This window comes from Mesorhizobium silamurunense (genome assembly GCF_014843825.1).
Taxonomy (GTDB): Bacteria; Pseudomonadota; Alphaproteobacteria; order Rhizobiales; family Rhizobiaceae; genus Mesorhizobium; species Mesorhizobium silamurunense.
Genome location: NZ_JHQR01000007.1, coordinates 1 through 18,853, shown reverse-complemented (window position 1 = coordinate 18,853; position 18,853 = coordinate 1). Strand labels below are relative to the sequence as shown.

Annotated in this window: 18 protein-coding genes and 1 riboswitch; of the genes, 3 read left to right on the top strand and 15 right to left on the bottom strand. The window is 64.0% G+C overall.

Annotated features, from left to right (window positions below; translation table 11 throughout):
* Positions 1–7 precede the first annotated feature (7 nt).
* The 15 genes from DH10_RS00725 to DH10_RS00655 all read right to left on the bottom strand — a co-directional run bounded on the left by DH10_RS00725 (position 8) and on the right by DH10_RS00655 (position 16,499).
* A complete protein-coding gene (locus DH10_RS00725; protein ID WP_192255821.1) occupies positions 8–766 on the bottom strand; it encodes a hydroxymethylpyrimidine/phosphomethylpyrimidine kinase in 759 nt (252 codons plus the stop codon).
* The gene (locus tag DH10_RS00720; RefSeq protein ID WP_192255818.1) at positions 757–1,362 is read right to left on the bottom strand and encodes a thiamine phosphate synthase; all 606 of its coding nucleotides are present in this window, start codon (positions 1,360–1,362) and stop codon (positions 757–759) included. Before DH10_RS00720 ends, DH10_RS00725 begins: the two co-directional genes overlap by 10 nt.
* Positions 1,359–2,132, bottom strand: coding sequence for a thiazole synthase (locus DH10_RS00715; RefSeq protein ID WP_192255816.1), 774 nt, complete (start codon positions 2,130–2,132; stop codon positions 1,359–1,361). Before DH10_RS00715 ends, DH10_RS00720 begins: the two co-directional genes overlap by 4 nt.
* A gap of 1 nt (position 2,133) precedes the next feature.
* Positions 2,134–2,331, bottom strand: a complete 198-nt coding sequence (gene thiS, locus DH10_RS00710; RefSeq protein ID WP_127861929.1) for a sulfur carrier protein ThiS — start codon at positions 2,329–2,331, stop codon at positions 2,134–2,136.
* Entirely contained in the window at positions 2,328–3,302 is a 975-nt protein-coding gene (gene thiO, locus DH10_RS00705) for a glycine oxidase ThiO (RefSeq protein WP_192255815.1), read from the bottom strand. The genes thiS and thiO overlap by 4 nt, the downstream gene beginning before the upstream one ends.
* Entirely contained in the window at positions 3,299–5,122 is a 1,824-nt protein-coding gene (gene thiC, locus DH10_RS00700; protein ID WP_192255812.1) for a phosphomethylpyrimidine synthase ThiC, read from the bottom strand. Before thiC ends, thiO begins: the two co-directional genes overlap by 4 nt.
* A gap of 104 nt (positions 5,123–5,226) precedes the next feature.
* Positions 5,227–5,342: riboswitch (TPP riboswitch) on the bottom strand.
* Between the two features lie 84 nt (positions 5,343–5,426).
* Positions 5,427–6,182: an FkbM family methyltransferase gene (locus DH10_RS00695; RefSeq protein WP_192255810.1), complete on the bottom strand. Its 756-nt coding sequence runs from the start codon at positions 6,180–6,182 to the stop codon at positions 5,427–5,429.
* Positions 6,179–7,414, bottom strand: coding sequence for a hypothetical protein (locus DH10_RS00690; RefSeq protein ID WP_192255808.1), 1,236 nt, complete (start codon positions 7,412–7,414; stop codon positions 6,179–6,181). The genes DH10_RS00695 and DH10_RS00690 overlap by 4 nt, the downstream gene beginning before the upstream one ends.
* A gap of 8 nt (positions 7,415–7,422) precedes the next feature.
* A complete protein-coding gene (locus DH10_RS00685) occupies positions 7,423–8,892 on the bottom strand; it encodes an aspartate aminotransferase family protein (RefSeq protein ID WP_210325302.1) in 1,470 nt (489 codons plus the stop codon).
* Positions 8,893–8,915: 23 nt separating this feature from the next.
* On the bottom strand, positions 8,916–9,923 hold the full coding sequence (locus tag DH10_RS00680) for an NAD-dependent epimerase/dehydratase family protein (RefSeq protein WP_192255806.1): 1,008 nt from the start codon (positions 9,921–9,923) through the stop codon (positions 8,916–8,918).
* Positions 9,920–10,369: an EamA family transporter gene (locus DH10_RS00675; protein ID WP_192255804.1), complete on the bottom strand. Its 450-nt coding sequence runs from the start codon at positions 10,367–10,369 to the stop codon at positions 9,920–9,922. Before DH10_RS00675 ends, DH10_RS00680 begins: the two co-directional genes overlap by 4 nt.
* Positions 10,370–10,492: 123 nt before the next feature.
* Positions 10,493–11,854, bottom strand: coding sequence for an FAD-binding oxidoreductase (locus tag DH10_RS00670; protein ID WP_210325301.1), 1,362 nt, complete (start codon positions 11,852–11,854; stop codon positions 10,493–10,495).
* Positions 11,848–13,287 (bottom strand): UbiA family prenyltransferase, encoded by a 1,440-nt coding sequence (locus tag DH10_RS00665; RefSeq protein WP_192255802.1) that lies wholly within the window; start codon positions 13,285–13,287, stop codon positions 11,848–11,850. Before DH10_RS00665 ends, DH10_RS00670 begins: the two co-directional genes overlap by 7 nt.
* Before the next feature lie 205 nt (positions 13,288–13,492).
* Positions 13,493–13,756 (bottom strand): hypothetical protein, encoded by a 264-nt coding sequence (locus DH10_RS00660; protein WP_126088656.1) that lies wholly within the window; start codon positions 13,754–13,756, stop codon positions 13,493–13,495.
* A 253-nt stretch (positions 13,757–14,009) separates the two neighbouring features.
* Positions 14,010–16,499 carry a mechanosensitive ion channel family protein gene (locus DH10_RS00655; protein ID WP_192255800.1) on the bottom strand — a complete coding sequence of 830 codons (2,490 nt, stop codon included), beginning with the start codon at positions 16,497–16,499 and terminating at the stop codon, positions 14,010–14,012.
* Positions 16,500–16,706: 207 nt separating this feature from the next.
* On the opposite strand from DH10_RS00655, the gene DH10_RS00650 reads away from it, so the two are divergent.
* The 3 genes from DH10_RS00650 to DH10_RS00640 all read left to right on the top strand — a co-directional run.
* The gene (locus tag DH10_RS00650; protein ID WP_192255798.1) at positions 16,707–17,966 is read left to right on the top strand and encodes a sarcosine oxidase subunit beta; all 1,260 of its coding nucleotides are present in this window, start codon (positions 16,707–16,709) and stop codon (positions 17,964–17,966) included.
* A 13-nt stretch (positions 17,967–17,979) separates the two neighbouring features.
* Positions 17,980–18,273 (top strand): sarcosine oxidase subunit delta, encoded by a 294-nt coding sequence (locus tag DH10_RS00645; RefSeq protein WP_192255796.1) that lies wholly within the window; start codon positions 17,980–17,982, stop codon positions 18,271–18,273.
* Positions 18,270–18,853: 2Fe-2S iron-sulfur cluster-binding protein (locus DH10_RS00640; RefSeq protein WP_192384041.1), on the top strand; the 584-nt coding region annotated here is incomplete at its 3' end. The genes DH10_RS00645 and DH10_RS00640, both read left to right, overlap by 4 nt.

Below are 18,853 nucleotides of genomic sequence, written 5' to 3'. Positions count from 1 at the left end.
GCCGGAGTCAGGCTGAAGCCTCCATGAGCTTCTCGAAGACACGCTGCTTGGCTTCGTGCACACTGTCCTCAAGCGACTTCGCCTCGGCCAGATGCGCGGCGATGGCGCTGGCCAGCATACAGCCCGTCCCGCGCATCGACGCGGTAAGGCGAGGCATTTCGAAGCGAACTGGTTCCCGGTCGGAACTCAACAGGATGTCTGTTGATCTTGCCCCCGCCGCATGACCGCCCTTCAGCACCAGCGCCCGCGACCCGGCCGCAAGCAATCGCCTTCCCTGCCGCAGCATGTCTTCATCGTTCACGGCCAATTCCGAACCGGTCAGCACCGCCAGTTCAACAAGGTTCGGCGTGACCAGGCGGCAAAGCGGCATGAGATCACGCTTCATGACGTCGACGGCATTCGGTTCCACCAGCGGCCTGCCTGACGAGGAAGCCAGCACCGGATCGAGGATCGCCGGTATCTGCGGATTTTCGCTCAGCACGGCGGCAACGGCGGCGATGGTCGGCACCGTTGCGAGCATGCCGATCTTGATGGCAGCTACCTCGTTGGCCTGCAACGCTGCTCGCATCTGATCGGCGACCAGGCCAGGTTGCAGATGAAGGATGCCCTTTACGGCGCCATGCGTCTGCACCGTCACCGCGGTAACGGCAAGACAGGTCCGCAGGCCAATCGAAGAGACCGTCTCGATATCGCGTGCAATCCCGGCACCACCGCTGGAATCCGATCCGCCGACGACAAGCACATGCAGGTCCCGGTTCAGCGCCATTGATCCGTCTTTTCGATCCATTCTCTGGTGCGCGCTTCGGGATCGGAATTCAGCGTTATGTCCGTGACCACCGCCGCGCTGTCGGCGCCAGCTCCGAAAACGCCATCGAGCCGCTCGGGGTTGAGGCCGCCGATAGCGACCAGCGGGAGAGGCGCGACCCGTTCCTTCCACGCACGGATCCGTTCCAGCCCCTGCGGCGCCCATTTCATTTTCTTCAGGATGGTGGGGTAGACCGGGCCGAGCGCGACGTAGTGCGGCTTCGCCGCAACGGCCGTTTCCAGTTCGGCATCATCATGCGTGCTCAGTCCGAGCCTGACGCCGGCCGCCTGTATTGCCGGAAGGTCAGCAGTTTGCAGATCCTCCTGGCCGAGATGGACGAAATCGCAGCGCTCCTCGATCGCCAGCCGCCAATGATCGTTGATGATGAGTTGGCATTGGTGTCGGGCGCACAAGGCCCTTGCCTTGCGGATCTCCACGCGCAGCTCGCCCTCGTCCATGTCCTTGATGCGCAGTTGCACGAGCCTGACACCAAGCGGCACCAGCCGCTCGATCCAGGCAGCGCTGTCGACGATCAGGTAGAAGGGATCGAGCTTCATGAAAAAACCGCCCTGCCGATTGTCGGCGTCGACGGTACGGCGACATCGCGCGGCTCGAGCAATCCCGAGCCGAAGGCTTCGCGGCCGGCGTCGACCGCCTTGCTGAAAGCGCGCGCCATGCCGACCGGATCGGCCGCCTTGGCGACCGCCGTGTTCAGCAACACGGCGTCGAAGCCGAGTTCCATGACGGTTGCCGCATGCGATGGCCGCCCGAGCCCCGCATCGACGATCAGCGGCACGTCGGGGAAATGCCCGCGCATCGAGCGCAGCGCCATGATGTTGACCGGTCCGAGGGCCGAGCCGATCGGCGCGCACCACGGCATGAGGACCTTGCAGCCTGCGCCCAGCAGCCGCTCGGCGACGACGAGATCGTCGGTGGTATAGGGGAACACCGTGAAACCGTCTTCGCACAGGATGCGGGCGGCTTTGACCAGGCTGAACACGTCCGGCTGGAGCGTGTCATGGTTGCCGATCACCTCTAGCTTGATCCAGGACGTGCCAAAAACCTCGCGCGCCATCTTCGCGGTCGTGACGGCTTCCTTCACGGAGTGACAGCCGGCGGTGTTGGGCAGGATCCTCACGCCGAGCGAGTTGACCAGCGACCAGAATTTTTCGCCGCCCCTGCCGCCAGCCATTTCACGACGCAGCGAAACCGTCACCACCGAGGCGCCCGACGCCCTGACCGCATCGGCCAGGATGGCCGGCGAAGGATACTGGGCGGTGCCGAGCAGCAGGCGCGAAGGCAGTACCGCTTCGAGAAGGTCGAACATGCTAGCCTCCCTGCATGGGCGAAAGGATTTCGATCCGATCGCCGTCGCTCAATCGAAATTCCGCCCGGTTGGCTTTGTGTACGACGTCGCTGTTGACGGCCGTCGCCAGCCAATCGCCTTCATAGTCAAGCTCGGCAAGCAGCACCGCCAGCGTTGCGGCGGCACTGTCGAGCGCTTCTCCGTTGACGATCAGTTTCATGCGCAAGCTCCCACGCGTTTGTCGGGATTTAACAGGATGTCAGCCGCCTGCCGCGCCATGGCGGGGGCAAGCAGAAAGCCATGGCGATAGAGCCCATTGATCGCGACGCCGTTGCCGAGCCTTTCGACGCTTGGCAAATTGTCGGCAAAGGCCGGACGGACACCGGTGCTCATTTCCACGATCGCCGCCTCACCGAAGGCCGGATGGAGCGCGCAGGCGGCGCTGGCCAGTTCCATCATGGAACGGACGGTGACCGGGCCGGCATCCTGGCTCTCGATCATCGTTGCGCCGGCCATGAAATGATGGTCGGCGCGCGGCACGATGTAGAGCGGAAAGCGCGGATGCAGCAGCCGGACGGGACGAGACAGCGATATATCCGGCGTACGCAGGATCAGCATTTCGCCGCGAACGCCGCGCAGCGCCGCATCGTCCGCCGCGATCCCCCGGCAGTCGACCCTGTATTTGAAGCCTGGAAGGCCTTGGCCGTCGGTTGCGAAATGGAAGTCGACGCCCATCGCGACCAGCTTGTCATGAAGCGCCGCCATTGCCCGGCGCGGGTCGAGATGCGCTTCGTCGGGGAAGAACAGCCCGCGCTTGAAACGGCCGGCGAGGTCGGGCTCCACCCTTGCGATGTCCTCCTCGCCCAACCAGCGATGGCCCGAGGTGCGGCTGGCGAAGCGGTCGAGCTCGCCCGCATCACGCGGCGGCGCGACGACGAGCGTTCCCGCCCGCGTCGCTTGGCCGGGCAAAGCAGCGTCCCACCAGTCGGCGGCGCCGCGTCCGAGATCCAGCACCGCCTGCTCGGCGCTCTCGCGCTCGCACCATGGCGCCAGCATGCCGCCTGCGGCCCATGACGCATTGCCGCCCAGGTGAGACCGGACCTCGACGACAGTGACCAACGCGCCGCGGTCCGCAAGTTCGAACGCCGCGGTGAGGCCGGCCACGCCGGCCCCCTTGACCAGCACCCTCATGACGACTCGACCGTGCCGAATGCGGCATCGCTGACAGGCATATAGAGATCGCCGCCGGCGCGGTATTTCTCCGCCATCGCCGCCATCCCCTCCTTCTGCGCTTCGGCGCGGATGTCGTGGGATATGCGCATGGAGCAGAATTTCGGTCCGCACATAGAGCAGAAATGCGCCACCTTGTGCGCTTCCTTGGGCAAGGTTTCGTCGTGGAACGAGCGCGCCGTTTCGGGATCGAGCGACAGGTTGAACTGATCTTCCCAGCGGAACTCGAACCGCGCCCGGGAAAGCGCGTCGTCGCGGACCTTCGCTGCGGGATGCCCCTTGGCAAGGTCGGCGGCATGAGCGGCTATTCTGTAAGTTATCACGCCGGTCTTGACGTCGTTGCGGTCCGGCAGGCCGAGATGTTCCTTCGGCGTCACATAACAGAGCATGGCCGTGCCGAACCAGCCGATCATGGCGGCGCCGATGCCGGACGTGATGTGGTCGTAGCCCGGCGCTATGTCCGTCGTCAGCGGCCCGAGCGTGTAGAACGGCGCCTCGCCGCAGACAGCGAGCTGCTTATCCATGTTCTGCTTGATCTTGTGCATCGGCACGTGTCCGGGACCTTCGATCATCACCTGGCAGTCCTTTGCCCAAGCGATCTTGGTCAGCTCGCCAAGCGTTTCCAACTCGGCGAATTGCGCTTTGTCGTTGGCATCCGCGATCGAGCCGGGCCGAAGGCCGTCGCCGAGCGAGAAGGAGACGTCATAGGCACGACAGATGTCGCAGATTTCCTCGAAATGCTCATAGAGGAAGCTTTCGCGGTGATGGTGCAGGCACCATTTGGCCATGATCGAGCCACCGCGCGAGACGATACCCGTGACCCGATCGACGGTCAGCGGGATGTAATGCAGCCGCACGCCGGCGTGGATGGTGAAATAGTCGACGCCCTGCTCGGCCTGTTCGATCAGCGTGTCGCGATAGACCTCCCAGCTCAGGTCTTCGGCGATGCCGCCCACCTTCTCCAGCGCCTGGTAGAGCGGCACCGTGCCGATCGGCACCGGCGAATTGCGCACGATCCATTCGCGGATGTTGTGGATGTTGCGGCCGGTAGACAGGTCCATCACCGTATCGGCGCCCCATCGGATCGCCCAGACCATTTTTTCGACCTCCTCGGCCATCGACGAGGTGACTGCGGAATTGCCGATATTGGCGTTGATTTTCACCAGGAAATTGCGGCCGATGATCATCGGCTCGCTCTCGGGATGGTTGATGTTGGCGGGGATGATGGCGCGGCCGCGCGCCACCTCGTCGCGCACGAATTCCGGTGTGACGAAATCCGGAATCGATGCACCGAACGCCTCGCCATCCTGTTGCAGCTTGCCCCACAGCGTCTCGCGGCCGAGGTTCTCGCGGATGGCCACGAATTCCATTTCGGGCGTGATGATCCCTGCACGCGCGTAGGCAAGCTGCGTCACCGCCTTGCCGGCTTTCGCCCGCAGAGGACGATTGCGGACAGGAAATTCCGGCGTCAGCCGTTCGCCAGTCGCAAATCCGTTGTCCTCCGGCCTGACGTGGCGGCCGTCATAAGCTTCGACATCGCCGCGCGCCGCGATCCAGTCCTGCCGAAGCCGGGCAAGTCCCATTTCGATGTTCGTTTCGATCGCGGGGTCGGTATATGGGCCTGACGGATCGTAGACCGTCACCGGCGGCTCACCGGCGGTCGGGTGCACGCTGATCTCGCGCATCGGCACCCTGATCTGCGGATGGAGGACGCCGGTTTTGTGGATTTTCCGTGAGGCGGGCAGCGGTCCCGTCGAAACGGCGGGGGTCAAGGCATTCATTTGAGGCTCCTTTGCTCATCTGCATTGGAGACCCAGTTCTGTGCCGGAAGGATGAAAAGCCGCCTTGGTCCACCTGTGCGAACAGGTCTTCGGGCATGGAGTCCCGCAAAGCGCTTGCACCGTCCCTACGCCAGTATGAACTGGATCAGGTTCAACGGGTCACTGCGCCGCGAAGCCAGCAGTATCTCAGCCCCTTGCCGGGACTCCCCTGGTGAATGGCTCAGTTGAACGAGCCGCCGCCGCTTTGTCAAGCGCATCCGGCCCGAACGGCAATTGGGTTCGATTGCCGCCACAGCGGTGGAAGCTAGGCGAAGGCCCAGATGTCCTCGGCCTGGAAGCCGACTTGATAGCCAGCGGTCTTGAGCTTGACGACGACCTGGCCGATCTCGGCCGCCGACAGCGCGCCGACCTCGATCTTGATCATGCCGGGACGGTAGCGCTGGAGGTCGAGCTGGTCGAACACCATCCAGTCGGCGCCCTCGCAATCGACCAGGAAAGCGTCGATATAGCTGACGCCGTTGCGGTCGAGCAGCGTCTGCAGGGTCTCCGACGGCACCTCGATGTCCTTCAGATGCGGCGCGAACTTGTTGAAATTGGCGTCCGCCTCGCCCCAGGCATTCTTGCCGGACATCAGATTGGTGTCGGTGACCGACGAGCAGCCGATGAACTCGATCGGCAGCGTGCCGGCCTCGAGCGCGGCGGCATCGAACGTATGGACGGTGATGGTACCCTTTGTCCTGGTCACCGCCACCGGCTCGATGACGAAGCGCCCGGTGTCCGGATAGTTGGCGCGCAGCCGCTTCTGGTTGTAGGGAATCGGCTCGACCAGCATCGCCCGAGCACCCCTGATGCGGTGCAGCCAGGGCGTCACGTCGTCGAACAGCGCGCCGTCGCAGGCGCCGACATTGACCATCTGGAATGGTCGTCCACCGCCGAAGCGCGCCTTGAGCGCCGCGTTGGCGAGGAACTTCGTGCCGCGCAGCGAGGGTCCACGATCGAGCAGGCCTGCTGGAAGGCCGAGCGACAACAGAACGCGCGCGATGGTGGAAACTGAGCTCATGACTTGTCTCCGGAAACGACGTGCTGCACCTCGCGGTGCCGATCCGGGCTCGCCGATGCCCACAGCGCCATCAGCCGCGCGGCGAGCAGCAGGAAGGGCGGCAGAAGATTGGGAAAATAGATGCGGGTGTCGTGGATCGGGAAGACCGTGAACTTCGCGAGCACGCCGAGCACCAATGCCGCAAGCAGGATGCCGGCGCGGCGGTCGAGCCGGAAGCCGGCGCGGTCGAGCCCGTACCAGCCGGCTAAAGCCAGCACCGAGACGCCGACCCAACTGTTGACGTCGATGGCGCGCACCACCGAGGCGGCAAAGGCCTTGAGATAGGCCGCCACCGAGAATGGCGGTTCGAAGCCGTCCATATTGTAGTGCTGCTCTATGCTGGAGAACCAAAGATGCGGCCACCAGCCGGGATGCTGCGCCCAATGCGAGATGGCGAAATAGGCGACGAAGGAGGCGGCAAAGCCGGCCAGCGCCCCCCACGCCTTCTGCCGGAACGCGACGAGCAGAACGGCGAAGATGGCGAGGAAGACGATGTTGTCCGGCCGCGCCATGAAGGCGAGGAAAAGCAGGGTCGCCGAGGCTGTCTCGCGTTTGCGGACATAGGCGAACAGCCCGCCGAGGAACAGCGCCGAGCAGAGGAGGTCCGGCGTCGAAACCCGCGCGGCATCGCCGAAATCGGCCATGATCAGGATGGCGCCGGCGACCAGCGCCAGCGCCAGCGCGCCTTCCGCCCGCAGCCAGAGCAATGTGATGGCGCCGAACAAGAGCACCGAGAACACCTGCACCAGCCGCATCGCCTCGACCGGCGAGACGATATGGCTGAGGCCAGACAGGATCTCGGCGTAGAGGAACTTGATCCGGTACATGCCGAGCAGCGAATGGAAGTCGGCGGCATTCTCCGCCATGTGGCTGCGGAAGCCGCCGCCATCGTCGGTCAGCATCTTGTAGTCGCCCGCCGACACACCTTCCTTGACGGTGCTGTAGGCATAGTCATGCAGCGCCCGCGGAGCGGGATAGGTGCCTTCCTCGGCGATCGCGAGGTAAGGCAGCATGTCCCAGTTGGCATCGGGCATGAACCAGGCCGTCACGGCGGTCAGCAGGATGTAAAGCGAGAAGGCCGCCGCGCCGATCGGCGCGGCCCATTTCGCATAAGCCCCCTCGCCCCAGGCAAGACCGGCGCCGGTCAGCCGGTCGAGCGCATTGGTCGGGACAATGGGCGGCCTAGTCAGCATCGTCTGTCTCAGCGGACCTGGCTTTTCACGAAATCCCTCACGATCGCCACGATGCCGCGCGACAGAAGGCTGTCGAAGGCATCGACGAAGCGGTCGACATGCTCGCGCTGGCAGATCAGCGGCGGCTCGAGCCGGATGACGTTGCGATTGTATTCGGTGAAGGCGACGAGCACGTCGTAGTCGCGCAACAGCAGCGCGCCGACGAAGCCCGACAGCGAGCCCTTCAGCTTGTCGTCGAGCACGCTCACCAGCGGACGCAGCACCATCGGCAAGGTTTGCGAGAAATCGTGGAACTCGAGCCCGATCATGAAGCCCTTGCCGCGCACGTCCTTGATGATCTTCGGATATTTCGCCTTCAGCGCCTGCAGCCGCTGCCGAAGGTAATCGCCGGTCGAAGCCGCATTGTCGATCAGGCCCTCGTCATAGAGGACGTTCAGCGCCTCGATCGCGGTGACACAGGCCTCGCCCATGCCGCCGAACGTCGCCATGGCATGGATCATCGCCGTCTTGGGCGTGCCATAGGCCTTCATGTAGACGTCGCGCTTGGCGATCATGGCGCCGACTGCCGCCTTGCCGCCGCCGAGCGATTTCGCCAGCGCCGTCACGTCCGGCACGACGCCGTAATGCTCGAAGGCATAAAAGCGGCCGGAACGGCCGTAGCCGCATTGCACTTCGTCGGCGACCCACAGCACGCCATACCGGTCGCAAAGCGCGCGCAGCTTCTGCCAGTATTCGGCCGGCGCCTGGATGATGCCACCGCCGCCCTGGATGGTTTCGAGCACGATGGCGCCGATCTCGGGATCGTTGCGGAAGGCGCGCTCGACCGCGTCGATGTCCGCGAAGGGAACGCGCACGGCATTGTCCGCCACCTTGAACTCGGCGCGATAGAGCTGACCGTCGGTGATCGCTAGCACGCCCTTGGTCTTGCCGTGGAAGGAGTTCTCGGCATAGACGACCTTCGGCCGCTTGGGGCCTGCGGCGCGTTCGGCGAGCTTCACCGCCGCTTCCATGGCTTCCGAACCAGACGAGCCGAGGAACACCATGTCGAGATCGCCGGGCGAGCACTTGGCGATGTTGTGCGCAAGGGCTGCCGCATATTGCGACATGAAGGCGATGGCGATCTCCTGGCGCTTCTCCTCCTGGAATTTCTTGCGCGCCTCGAGGATGCGCGGATGGTTGTGGCCGAAGGCCAGCGAACCGAAGCCGCCGAAGAAGTCCAGGATCTTGCGGCCGTTCTGGTCGATATAGAACATGCCCTCGGCGCGCTCGATTTTGACCTTGTGGAAGCCGAGCAGCTTCATGAAATGCAGCTGGCCCGGGTTGAGGTGCGTCTTGAACAGGTCGGTGACACGGGCGACATCCATCGCCTTGGCCTGTTCGACGCTGATCAGGTCGGGCTTGGCGATGGTGGCCGGCAACAGCGCCGGCGCATCGACCAGCGCGCGCACGCCCAGTTCCGGTTTGGCAATGACAGTCATCTCGAAATCCCCCCTTCGTCGCCTTATTCGGCAGGAACGTGTTTGGTGGCGACGGCGTGGCCGTCCTTCTTGGCGCGGTATTCGCTGTAGGCGGCGATCAGCATGTCCTCGTCGCGGTATTGCGGCACCCAGCCGAGCTGACGCTCGGCCTTGGACACGTCGAGCACGCATTCCTCATCGGCGATCAGATACTGCTCCGGATCCATGATCGGCATGTTGAAGAGGTCGAGCAGGTCGAGCGTGCGCTTGACCGCCCAGCCCGGCGACGGCAGCAGGATCGACTTAGAGCCGGCATGCTTGATCAGGTCCCCGAGCAGTTTTCTCACCGGCGGCGGATTGAGCGAACCGAGATTATAGGCTTCGTTCGGCACGCCGGCTTTCCAGGCCGCGCGGGCGGCTTCGGCGCAGTCGAACACCGAGATGAACTGGTATGGATTCCTGCCCGAGCCGATCATTGGCACCGGCAGGTTCCAGTCGATCAGCTTGAAGAGTTTTTCCAGGATGCCGAGGCGCCCGGGCCCGATGATCAGGCGCGGCCGGAACAGCGAGATCGACATGCCGCGCTTGCGCCATTCGGCGGCGAGCTCCTCGGTCCTGAGCTTCGACAGGCCATATTCGCCAAGCGGTGCCACCGGATGATTCTCGGTCATCGGCAGCACCACGGTATGGCCGTAGATCATATCGGTCGTGTAGTGGACCAGTTTCGAGGCGCCGGCCTTGTCCATGGCCTGGATGATGTGTTCGGTGCCGTGGAAATTCACCGGAAAGAAGAAGTCGTGCCGCTTGGCGCGCACCTGGATCGGCGACAGCATCTTGGCCGACAGGTTGTAGACCATGTCGTCGGCCCTGAGGCCCACTGCCGCGACCGAAGCCGGATCGGTCACGTCGCAAGTGATGAAGCGCACCGAACGATAGTGCGGCAGGTCGCTCTTGACGATGTCGGCGACGACGACGTTCTCGCCGTCCGCGGCAAGCTTGGGGGCAAGATGACGGCCGACGAAACCGTCGCCGCCGAAAATCACATGTCTCATCGAACGATCTCGTTTGCGCCGATCTTGTCGGAGGTGATGGAAGCAGTTTGGTCCTCATGCCCGCGGCCACCCAAATCGCGGCCACTTTGCGCTATCAGCACGGTGCCGACGCAGATGCAGGCGATGCCGGCGATGCGCCACCCATTGAGGTCCTCGCGGAAGACGAAATAGGCAAAGACGGCGACCGCAACATAGGCGAGGCTCAGGAACGGATAGGCGAAGCTGAGCTCGACCTTCGACAGCACGTAGAGATGCGAGGCCATCGAGATGACGAAGGTGCAAAGGCCGAGGAATATCCATGGGCTGAACACGATCTGCAGAAGCTTCAAGAGCGGATTGACGCCCTCGAACGAGATCGGTCCCATCGACATCATGCCCTGCTTCAACATGAGCTGCGCAGCGGCATTGGTCATGACCGTGAAGAGAATGAAGACGATGTATTTCATTATTGCCACCCCGCCCTTGAACGGTCCTACTACAAACCTGCAAATATTTAGTGAAATCACATGTCTATTTTGAGTAAACCCTGATCTTAACGCGCCATTTACCAAGATTTACTCAAATTCGACCTACTCCGCAGCCTCGGTCGCACCTCTTCCAGCATCCAGTTTTTTCGCTGTCCGCGCCCAGAAACTCGACAGGAAGGCCGGATCGCGAAGCGCCTCCAGCCGCTGCCATTCCGGGAAGGGCGTCGCGAAGGTTTCGGGCCCCATGCGTGCATCCTTGTAGGGGTTGACGGCCCCACCGGCCTCGACCGTGATGCGGTCGAGCTCGGCGAGAAGCCTCAGCGTCCTTTCGCTTTTGTTGGGAAAATCGAGCGTCAGCGTGTAGCCGGGCCGCGGGAACGATAGCAACGCCGGCGAACGGACGTCGCCAAACCGCTTCAGGACCGTGAGAAACGAGCCTTGGCCTGCCCGCCGCGCCGCTTCGAGCAGGGCCGGCACGGCGCGCCGCGCGACGGCCTCAGGCACCACGCTCTGGTGCTGGAAAAGCCCGCGCGGTCCATAGAGCCGGTTCCAGTCGCGAACGCCGTCGAGCGGAAAGAAGAAGGCCTGGTAGCCCGCCCGGCGCGCATCGGACGAGCGGCCCTTCTTCCACCGATAGGCAGCGTTGAAGACGGTCAGGAACGGGCGGTTGAGCACGTTGAAGGGAGGCCGCACGGGCACCGAGATCCGGCTGCCTGCCCGGGCGGCGGCATGCGAGCCGTGCTCGGCGTGGTTGCCGGTGAACAAGAGGCCGCGCCCGCGCCCGTGACCGCCGGCAAGCTGATCGATCCAGGCGACGGCATATTCATTGGCCTGGTCGGCTGCATCCGCAAGGTCGAAGAATTCGTCGAGATCACGAAACCGGGTCGCCTTCTCGACGATGTCGAGCGAGGGCACGCGCATCAGCCGGATCGACGCCGACAGGATCAATCCGGTAAGCCCCATGCCGCCGATCGTCGCCCTGAAGAGATGGGCATTGTCGGTGTCGGAGCAGCGATAGGTCCGGCCGTCGGACCGCAGCAGGGTCAAGGATTCGACATGACAGCCGAATGTGCCGCGCCGGTGGTGGTTCTTGCCGTGGACATCGTTGGCGATGGCGCCACCCAGGGTCACGAATTGAGTGCCGGGAACCACGGCCGGAAAGAAACCGTAGGGCGCGGCATAGGCGATGATGTCGCAAAGCAGCACCCCGGTATCGGCCTCGATCGCGCCTGTCTCGGCGTTGAAAGCGCGGATGCGATTGAGCGGCCGCATGTCGACGACCATGCCGGCGTCGTTCTGGCAGCTGTCGCCATAGGAGCGGCCATTGCCGTAGGCGATGAGCGAACCAGGCTTGGCCGCGCCACTCTTCAACAGCGCAATGGCATCGTCGGCAGGGATGGAATGGCGTGCCGGAGGCGTCGCCAGTCCGAAACTGCCGAAGCGTTCGCCGCCCGCCCTCACCAACCCCAGCCTCCCGCGACCAGAAGCACCGCGCCGATGGCCACCACGATCTGGCTGCGCCAGTCGCGGATGATGAAGACGACCGGATCGTCATGCATCTCGTCGCGGCGGGCGAGGATCCAGACGCGCATGGTGAGATAAAGCACGATCGGCGCTAGAGGCCACATCACCCAGGGATGCGGATAGAGCTCGCGCACCGCGACGCTGTCCATGTAGAGCGCCAGCACCAGCGCCGAGGAGAAGGCCGAGGCCATGCCGGCCTGGGCGACGATCTCCTGGTCCTCGGTGCGATAGCCGCGGCCGGCGATGCGCTCGCCGACCGGGATGGCGGTGGTGCGCAGTTCGACGAAACGCTTCACCAGCGCAAGCGACAGGAAGAAGAAGATCGAGAAGGCGAGCAGCCAAAAGGAGACATCGACGCCGGTGGCCGCCGCGCCCGCCAGCACGCGGATCGTGTAGAGGCCGGCCAGCGTCAGCACGTCGATCAACAGCATGCGCTTGAAGGACAGCGAATAGGCAGTGGTCACGACCATGTAGCCGCCGAGCACGCCGAGGAATTCGATCGGCAGCAGGCAGCCGATGGCGATGCCGATGGCAAGCAGCACGGCGATCGCGCCAAGGCCGAACGGGATCGACAGCACACCGCTGGCGAAGGGCCGGTTGCACTTGGTCGGATGCTTACGGTCCAGCGCAAGGTCGAAGAAGTCGTTGACGATGTAGATGGCGGAGGCGACGGCGCTGAAGGAAACGAAGGCCAGAACGCACTGCCAGATCATGCCGACATTGAAATACTCATGCGACAGCACCATTGGCACAGCGATCAGCGAATTCTTCAGCCACTGATGGATCCTCAGCATCCTGACGTAGGTCTTCAGCGTCCGCTTCGGCGCCGGCATCGTCTCGGCGCCATGCCCCGCCTGCCAGCGTCGGGCGCTGCGGTCCGGCGCGACGATGATGGCGTTGCGTGCGCCATCGAAGACTTTGAGATCGTGCCGGCTGTTGCCGGCATAGTCGAAGCCGCCATCGCCATAGGCGGCGACCAGCGAGGCGCGCTTCCTGGCCGAACTCAAATTATGCGGTCCGTCCGTCGCCAGCACGCGGTCGAAGATGCCGAGATGCGCCGCGATCGCCTCGGCGAATTTGCGCGGTGTGCCCGTAGCCAGCACGATCTTGCGGCCTTCCTCCTGCTCGGCGCGGAGCCGCCCGAGCAGTTCAACCCGGTAAGGCAGCGAGGCCGGATCGATGTCGACGCGCGCGGCGATTTCCTGCTTGAGCCGCGCGGGACCGCCGGTCAGCCAAAGCGGCAGGAGAAAGACATAAAGCGGGTTCTTCTTGAGCAGGATGAACAGGCCTTCCCACAGAAGGTCCGTTGCAATCAGCGTGCCGTCGAGGTCGACCGCAAGCGGAATTGCGTTCCTGTCCGACCGCGCGTCCATTGTTGCCCTGCCTGCTCACCCCCGCGCCGTGCTTCGGCGCCCTTGCGACGGATATAGCGGGAGATGGCGGAGCGAACGTTAAAACGCCCGGTTGCAACGCGCTGTACAGACGGTATTTCCGGCGGCATCGTTAAGCGGCGCCTATCGGAAACGATAAAAGGCCGGACATTCGCCCGGCCTTTGCCGATCGTGCTTATGGGCGCTCTTACTTGATACGGGCGATGCCGCCCGATATCTCGACCGTTTCCGAACCGGTCAGCGCTTCGAGGTCACCGTTGGGCAAGGTAACAAAGCAGCCATTCGGGCAGAATTCCACCGTCTCGCCGGCGGCCAGCGCCAACTCGGTCTTGCCGCCGCCTTCGGTCACGATCAACGTCCGCGTCTGAGCGTCCTTGTTGACCGCGCTGGCGGCAAAAGCCGAACCGCCCAGGGCCAGGAAAGCGATGGCGGCAACGACAGACTTCCACATTGCAATTCCGGTGTTTCCACACCGCCTCTGTTCATTTTCGCAAGGCATTCTCGCCCTTTGCGTGAGAGCTTATATGAGATGTAACCTGAACCGCAACTGAATGCCGCATTCATGCCACAATCGGCTTTGGCCGGAATTTCGCCGGCCGGCAAACCTAAGCATGTCTCCCGAAGGTGGGACCGGTTTCGGGACAAAGACATGCTTGAAAAAAACTTAAAGCAGATCGCGCGAATCTTCTTTCACGCGACCTGCTTTAGTCGGGGTCGGGCTTGCGGCCTTTCCTCTTCGTTTTGGCCAAACGGGCCTGCTCGGCCGCGGCCTGGGCTTCCAGCCGCTCGCGTTCGGCGAACTCGGCTTCGATCTTGTCGTCATCGATCGGCCACGACTCGTGCTTCGTTGTCTCGACCACGGCGCGCGGCGTCGACGGGATCTCGATATGCTCGTCCTCGAAGATATCGAAGATCGCGAAGCGGATGTCGTTCTGGACGATGCTGCCGTTCAACACGTCGGCCACGAAGACGCGGATTTCGAATTCGAGCGCGGCCGGCCCAAAATTGGCAAAGAGCACGAAGGGCTCGGGGTTCTTGAGCGCCATCGGATGGGCGCGGGCAATGTCGAGCAGGATGGCATGGACGCGCTTGACGTCGCTACCATAGGCGACGCCCACCTTGATGTCGACACGGCCAAGCTTGTTGCGGTGCGTCCAGTTGCCGACCGCATTGTTGATGAGGTTCGAGTTCGGCAGGATCACCGACTGCCGCTGAAACGTCTCGATCTCGGTGGCGCGCACGCTGATCTTTCTGACCGTGCCGCTGATGTCGCCGGCGACGATCCAGTCGCCGACCTTGAACGGTCGCTCGGCAAGCAGGATCAGGCCTGAGACGAAGTTCGAGACCACGTTCTGCAAGCCGAAGCCGATACCCAGCGAAAGCGCGCCGGCCACCAGCGCCAGATTGGAAAGATCGATGCCCGCCGCCGATATGCCGACGAGCGCCGCGAGCGCGACGCCGGCATAGCCCACCGCCAGCCGGATCGAGTTGCGCACGCCGGTGTCGACCTTGCCGCGCGCCATCACCGAGCCGTCGAGCCAGCCCTGGAACCAGCGCGTCAGGAAATAGCCGATAACGAAGACGACGATGCCGGTGAGGATGCCGAGGACGGAAATCGTCACCGAACCGATGGTGACGCCTGTCGCCAGCTTGAAGGCCCAGGCTTCGATATCGCCGGGCTGGAAGCCCCACATCAAGAGGATCAGTGGCAGGAACACCAGCACGATCATCAGGTTGATGGCGATGCTGACCACCAGGCCGAGCTGGTCGAGCGCGGTGTCCTCGTAGCTGGAATTGGCAGACAGCCAGCGCCCGACCGAGGTGTCGGCGAAGCCGCCCTCCTCGCCGATCGCCCGCGCCGACAGGAAGCCGATATAGGCGGTGACGAGCGTGGTGCCGGTGACCACGACCTGGATCGAGACGAAAAGCGCAAGACCGATATAGCCGAGCAGTGCTGCGGCGATGGTGAGCAGGCCGAGCCCGATGGCAATGAAGCGAAGCCAGGCCGGCCAGGGACGCCAGGACCCATCATGCGCCTTGAAAGGCCTCAGCACGCCCATAAGGATCAGGATGATGCCCACGATGACGGTGGCAACGAAGCTCCTGGCAATCGTCAGCGACAGCGGCGAACCCATCTTCTCGTTGACGACCGACAGGAAGTAGTTGAAGCCGAGGACCACGGCCATGGCGGTGGCCAGCCGCACCAGCCAACGCGCCGGTCCGGTTGCGACTGGAATAAGCCGCCAGTTCGGCAGCCGCGGCTCGAGTGCCGCATTGGTCAGCCGATTGACGCAGAACACCACCGCGACGACGGAGAGCAGCGCGTTGAGGAATTCGCCGATGTCGCCGCGCAGCACGCTGTAGTAGTTGAAGAAGAACACGGTCGAGGCGAGGAACGCGCCGAGCGCCACGGTCGGCAGCAGCGTCGACCAGAACGCCACCGACAGCCGGCTGAGGTAGGACGGCTCTTCGACGGAAGGATCGGCCTCGAAGATGCGGCCGAACAGGCGCCTGCCGCCGATCAGCAGCACGGCCGCCAGTGCCAGCGCCATCAGCGTCGCCGCAAGCATGGCTTGGAACTTGAACTTCAATGCGAAGGTGAGCCAGGAGGCCACCGCCTTGTAGAGGCCGGTGAACTGATCGTGCGCGTCGGAAAAGGCCTGCGGGCTCAGCGCATCGGTCAATTCGTAGCGTTTCGTCAGAACGCTCCGGAACAGCTCGCTGCGCAGGATAGCGATCTTGTCGACCAGCCCGCTGATGCGGATCGACAGGTTCTGCGCGCTGGCGACCACGGCATTGATCTCGGCCTTCTCGGCCGTGAGCGCCGCGCGCTCATTGGCGACGATCGCAGGCTCCGGCGGCTGCCCCTGCGCCGGCTGCGGCCCCAATACCTCGATGCGAGCGTTGATGTCGTTGAGGCGCGAACGGAACGCGAGCGCGCTGTTCAGCGCGGCGCGCGAAATATCCTCGAGCTGCAAGCGGGTATCGACAAGACCGGCATCGTCCTGGTCGGGAGCGCTTAACTTCTTCTCCAGGCCGTCGGTCTTCGCCGTCAGGTCCTGGATGGCCTTGGTCTGGTCGGCGATGAGCTGCGCGGAGCCCTGGCCGATCGCCTGCCCCATCGCGTCTGACGACGGCTGTGCCGCGACAGCGACAATGGCGACCAGGATCAGGCGTAGCAGTCGGAAAATCATGACGTGACGGGGCGACTCGCGGCCGAAAGATCTTCGAAAATTCCGCCCTTGATAAAGACCGGCATATCAGGCGGCAAGCCGTCTCCATCCGCAGACCGACGGCGCGGATCGAAGTCGGCCTGTCGAAAAGCTATGGCGCAATCTTGGCTTTGCGCTTCTCGCCTGCTCTATAGTCTGCCGCCTCGCACCAAAAGGACGACAGGAAGAATGGCGGAATACTCAGCCTTTTCGCTGCTCAAGAACGCGCTGAGGGGCAACCAGGACTGGACACCGGCCTGGCGCAAGCCGGACCCCAAGGCGTCCTATGACGTGATCGTCATCGGCGGTGGCGGCCATGGGCTCTCGACCGCCTATTACCTTGCCAAGGAACACGGCATCACCAACGTCGCGGTGCTGGAGAAAGGCTGGCTGGGCTCGGGCAATGTCGGCCGCAACACCACGGCCGTGCGCTCCAACTACCTTTTGCCGCAGAACACACGCTTCTACGAACATTCGATGAAGCTGTGGGAGAACCTGTCGCACGACCTCAACTACAACGTCATGTTCTCGCAGCGCGGCTGCCTCAACCTGGCGCACACGCCGGCCCAGCTCGACGACTATGCAAGGCGCGGCAATGCCATGCGCCATCTCGGCGTCGACGCCGAGCTGATGAGCGTCGGTGAGATCAAACGGCTTGTGCCGGCGCTGGACGTCTCGGGTTCGGCGCGTTTTCCCGTCCTCGGCGGACTGATGCAGCCGCGCGCGGGCACCGCTCGCCACGACGCGGTCGCTTGGGGCTATGCGCGCGGCGCCGACCGGCGCGGCGTCGACATCATCGAGAATTGCGAGGTCACCGGCTTCCTGCGCGACGGCGACCGCATCACCGGCGTGACGACGACGCGCGGCGACATCCGCGCCAAGAAAGTGGCGCTTGCCGTCGCCGGCAGCACCGGCCAGGTCATGCAGCTTGCCGGCATTTCGCATATGCCGATCGAAAGCTACGTGCTGCAGGCGTTCGTGTCCGAATCGCTCAAGCCGATCATCAACACCGTTCTCACCTTCGGCATGGGCCACTTCTACATTTCCCAGTCCGACAAGGGCGGTCTCGTCTATGGCGGCGACCTCGACGGCTACAACAGCTATGCGCAACGCGGCAGCCTGCCGGTCGTCGACGAGGTGATGAGCGAGATGCTGGCGCTGTTCCCGGGCCTGGCGCGGGTGCGCATGCTGCGCTCCTGGGGCGGCCTTTGCGATATGACGATGGACGGCTCGCCGATCATCACCACCGGACCGCTGCCCGGCATGTATCTCAACTGCGGCTGGTGCTATGGCGGCTTCAAGGCCACCCCCGCCTCTGGCTGGTGCTTCGCCTGGACGATCGCCAAGGACGAGCCGCACGAATTCAACGCGCCCTTCACGCTCGACCGTTTCTATCGCGGCCTCATCATCGACGACAAAGGCCAGGGCGCGACCCCGCGGCTGCATTAGGGTTGGAATCAAGATGCTGATAACTTGCCCCTATTGCGGCCCGCGCGACGTCATCGAATTCACCTACCAGGGCGACGGCAACCGCGCGCGGCCGCAGCCTTCCTCGCAGGATCTCGACGCCTGGAACGCCTATGTCTACGACCGGCTGAACCCGGCCGGCGACCACAATGAGATCTGGCAGCATTCCGGCGGTTGCCGCGCGCATCTGCGGGTGGTGCGCAACACCGTAACCCATGAGATCCTGAGCACGGCCTTCGCCCGCGGCGGACACAAATCCGCCGGCCACAAGGCGGGAGGCAACCAGTGAGCCCGCGCCGCGCCGACACCGGCGGCCGCATCGATCGGCTGCGCACCATTCGCTTCACCTTCGACGGCGCGCCCTATACCGGCCATGTCGGCGACACGCTGGCTTCGGCGCTGCTGGCCAACGGCGTGACGCTGTTCGGCCGCTCGTTCAAATACCACCGTCCGCGCGGCCTGCTCGCCGCCGGCGTCGAGGAGCCGAACGCCCTGGTGACGGTGCTGCGCGGCGACGTCCGCGAGCCCAACATCCCCGCCACCATGGTCGAGATTTATGACGGGCTCGTCGCTGTCAGCCAGAATCGCTCGCCCTCGCTCGCCTGGGATATCGGCGCGCTCAACCAGCTCGGCGGCAAGATCCTGTCGGCCGGCTTCTACTACAAGACCTTCATGGGGCCGGCGATCGGCCCCATGAAGGGCACCCGCTTCTGGATGTTCTGCGAGCATTTCATCCGCCGCGCCGCGGGCCTCGGCAAGGCTGGAACCGCGCCCGACCCGGCGCGCTATGAGCGCATGAACGCCTTCTGCGACGTGCTGGTCGTGGGTTCCGGCCCGGCCGGCCTGATGGCGGCGAAGGCCGCGGCCGA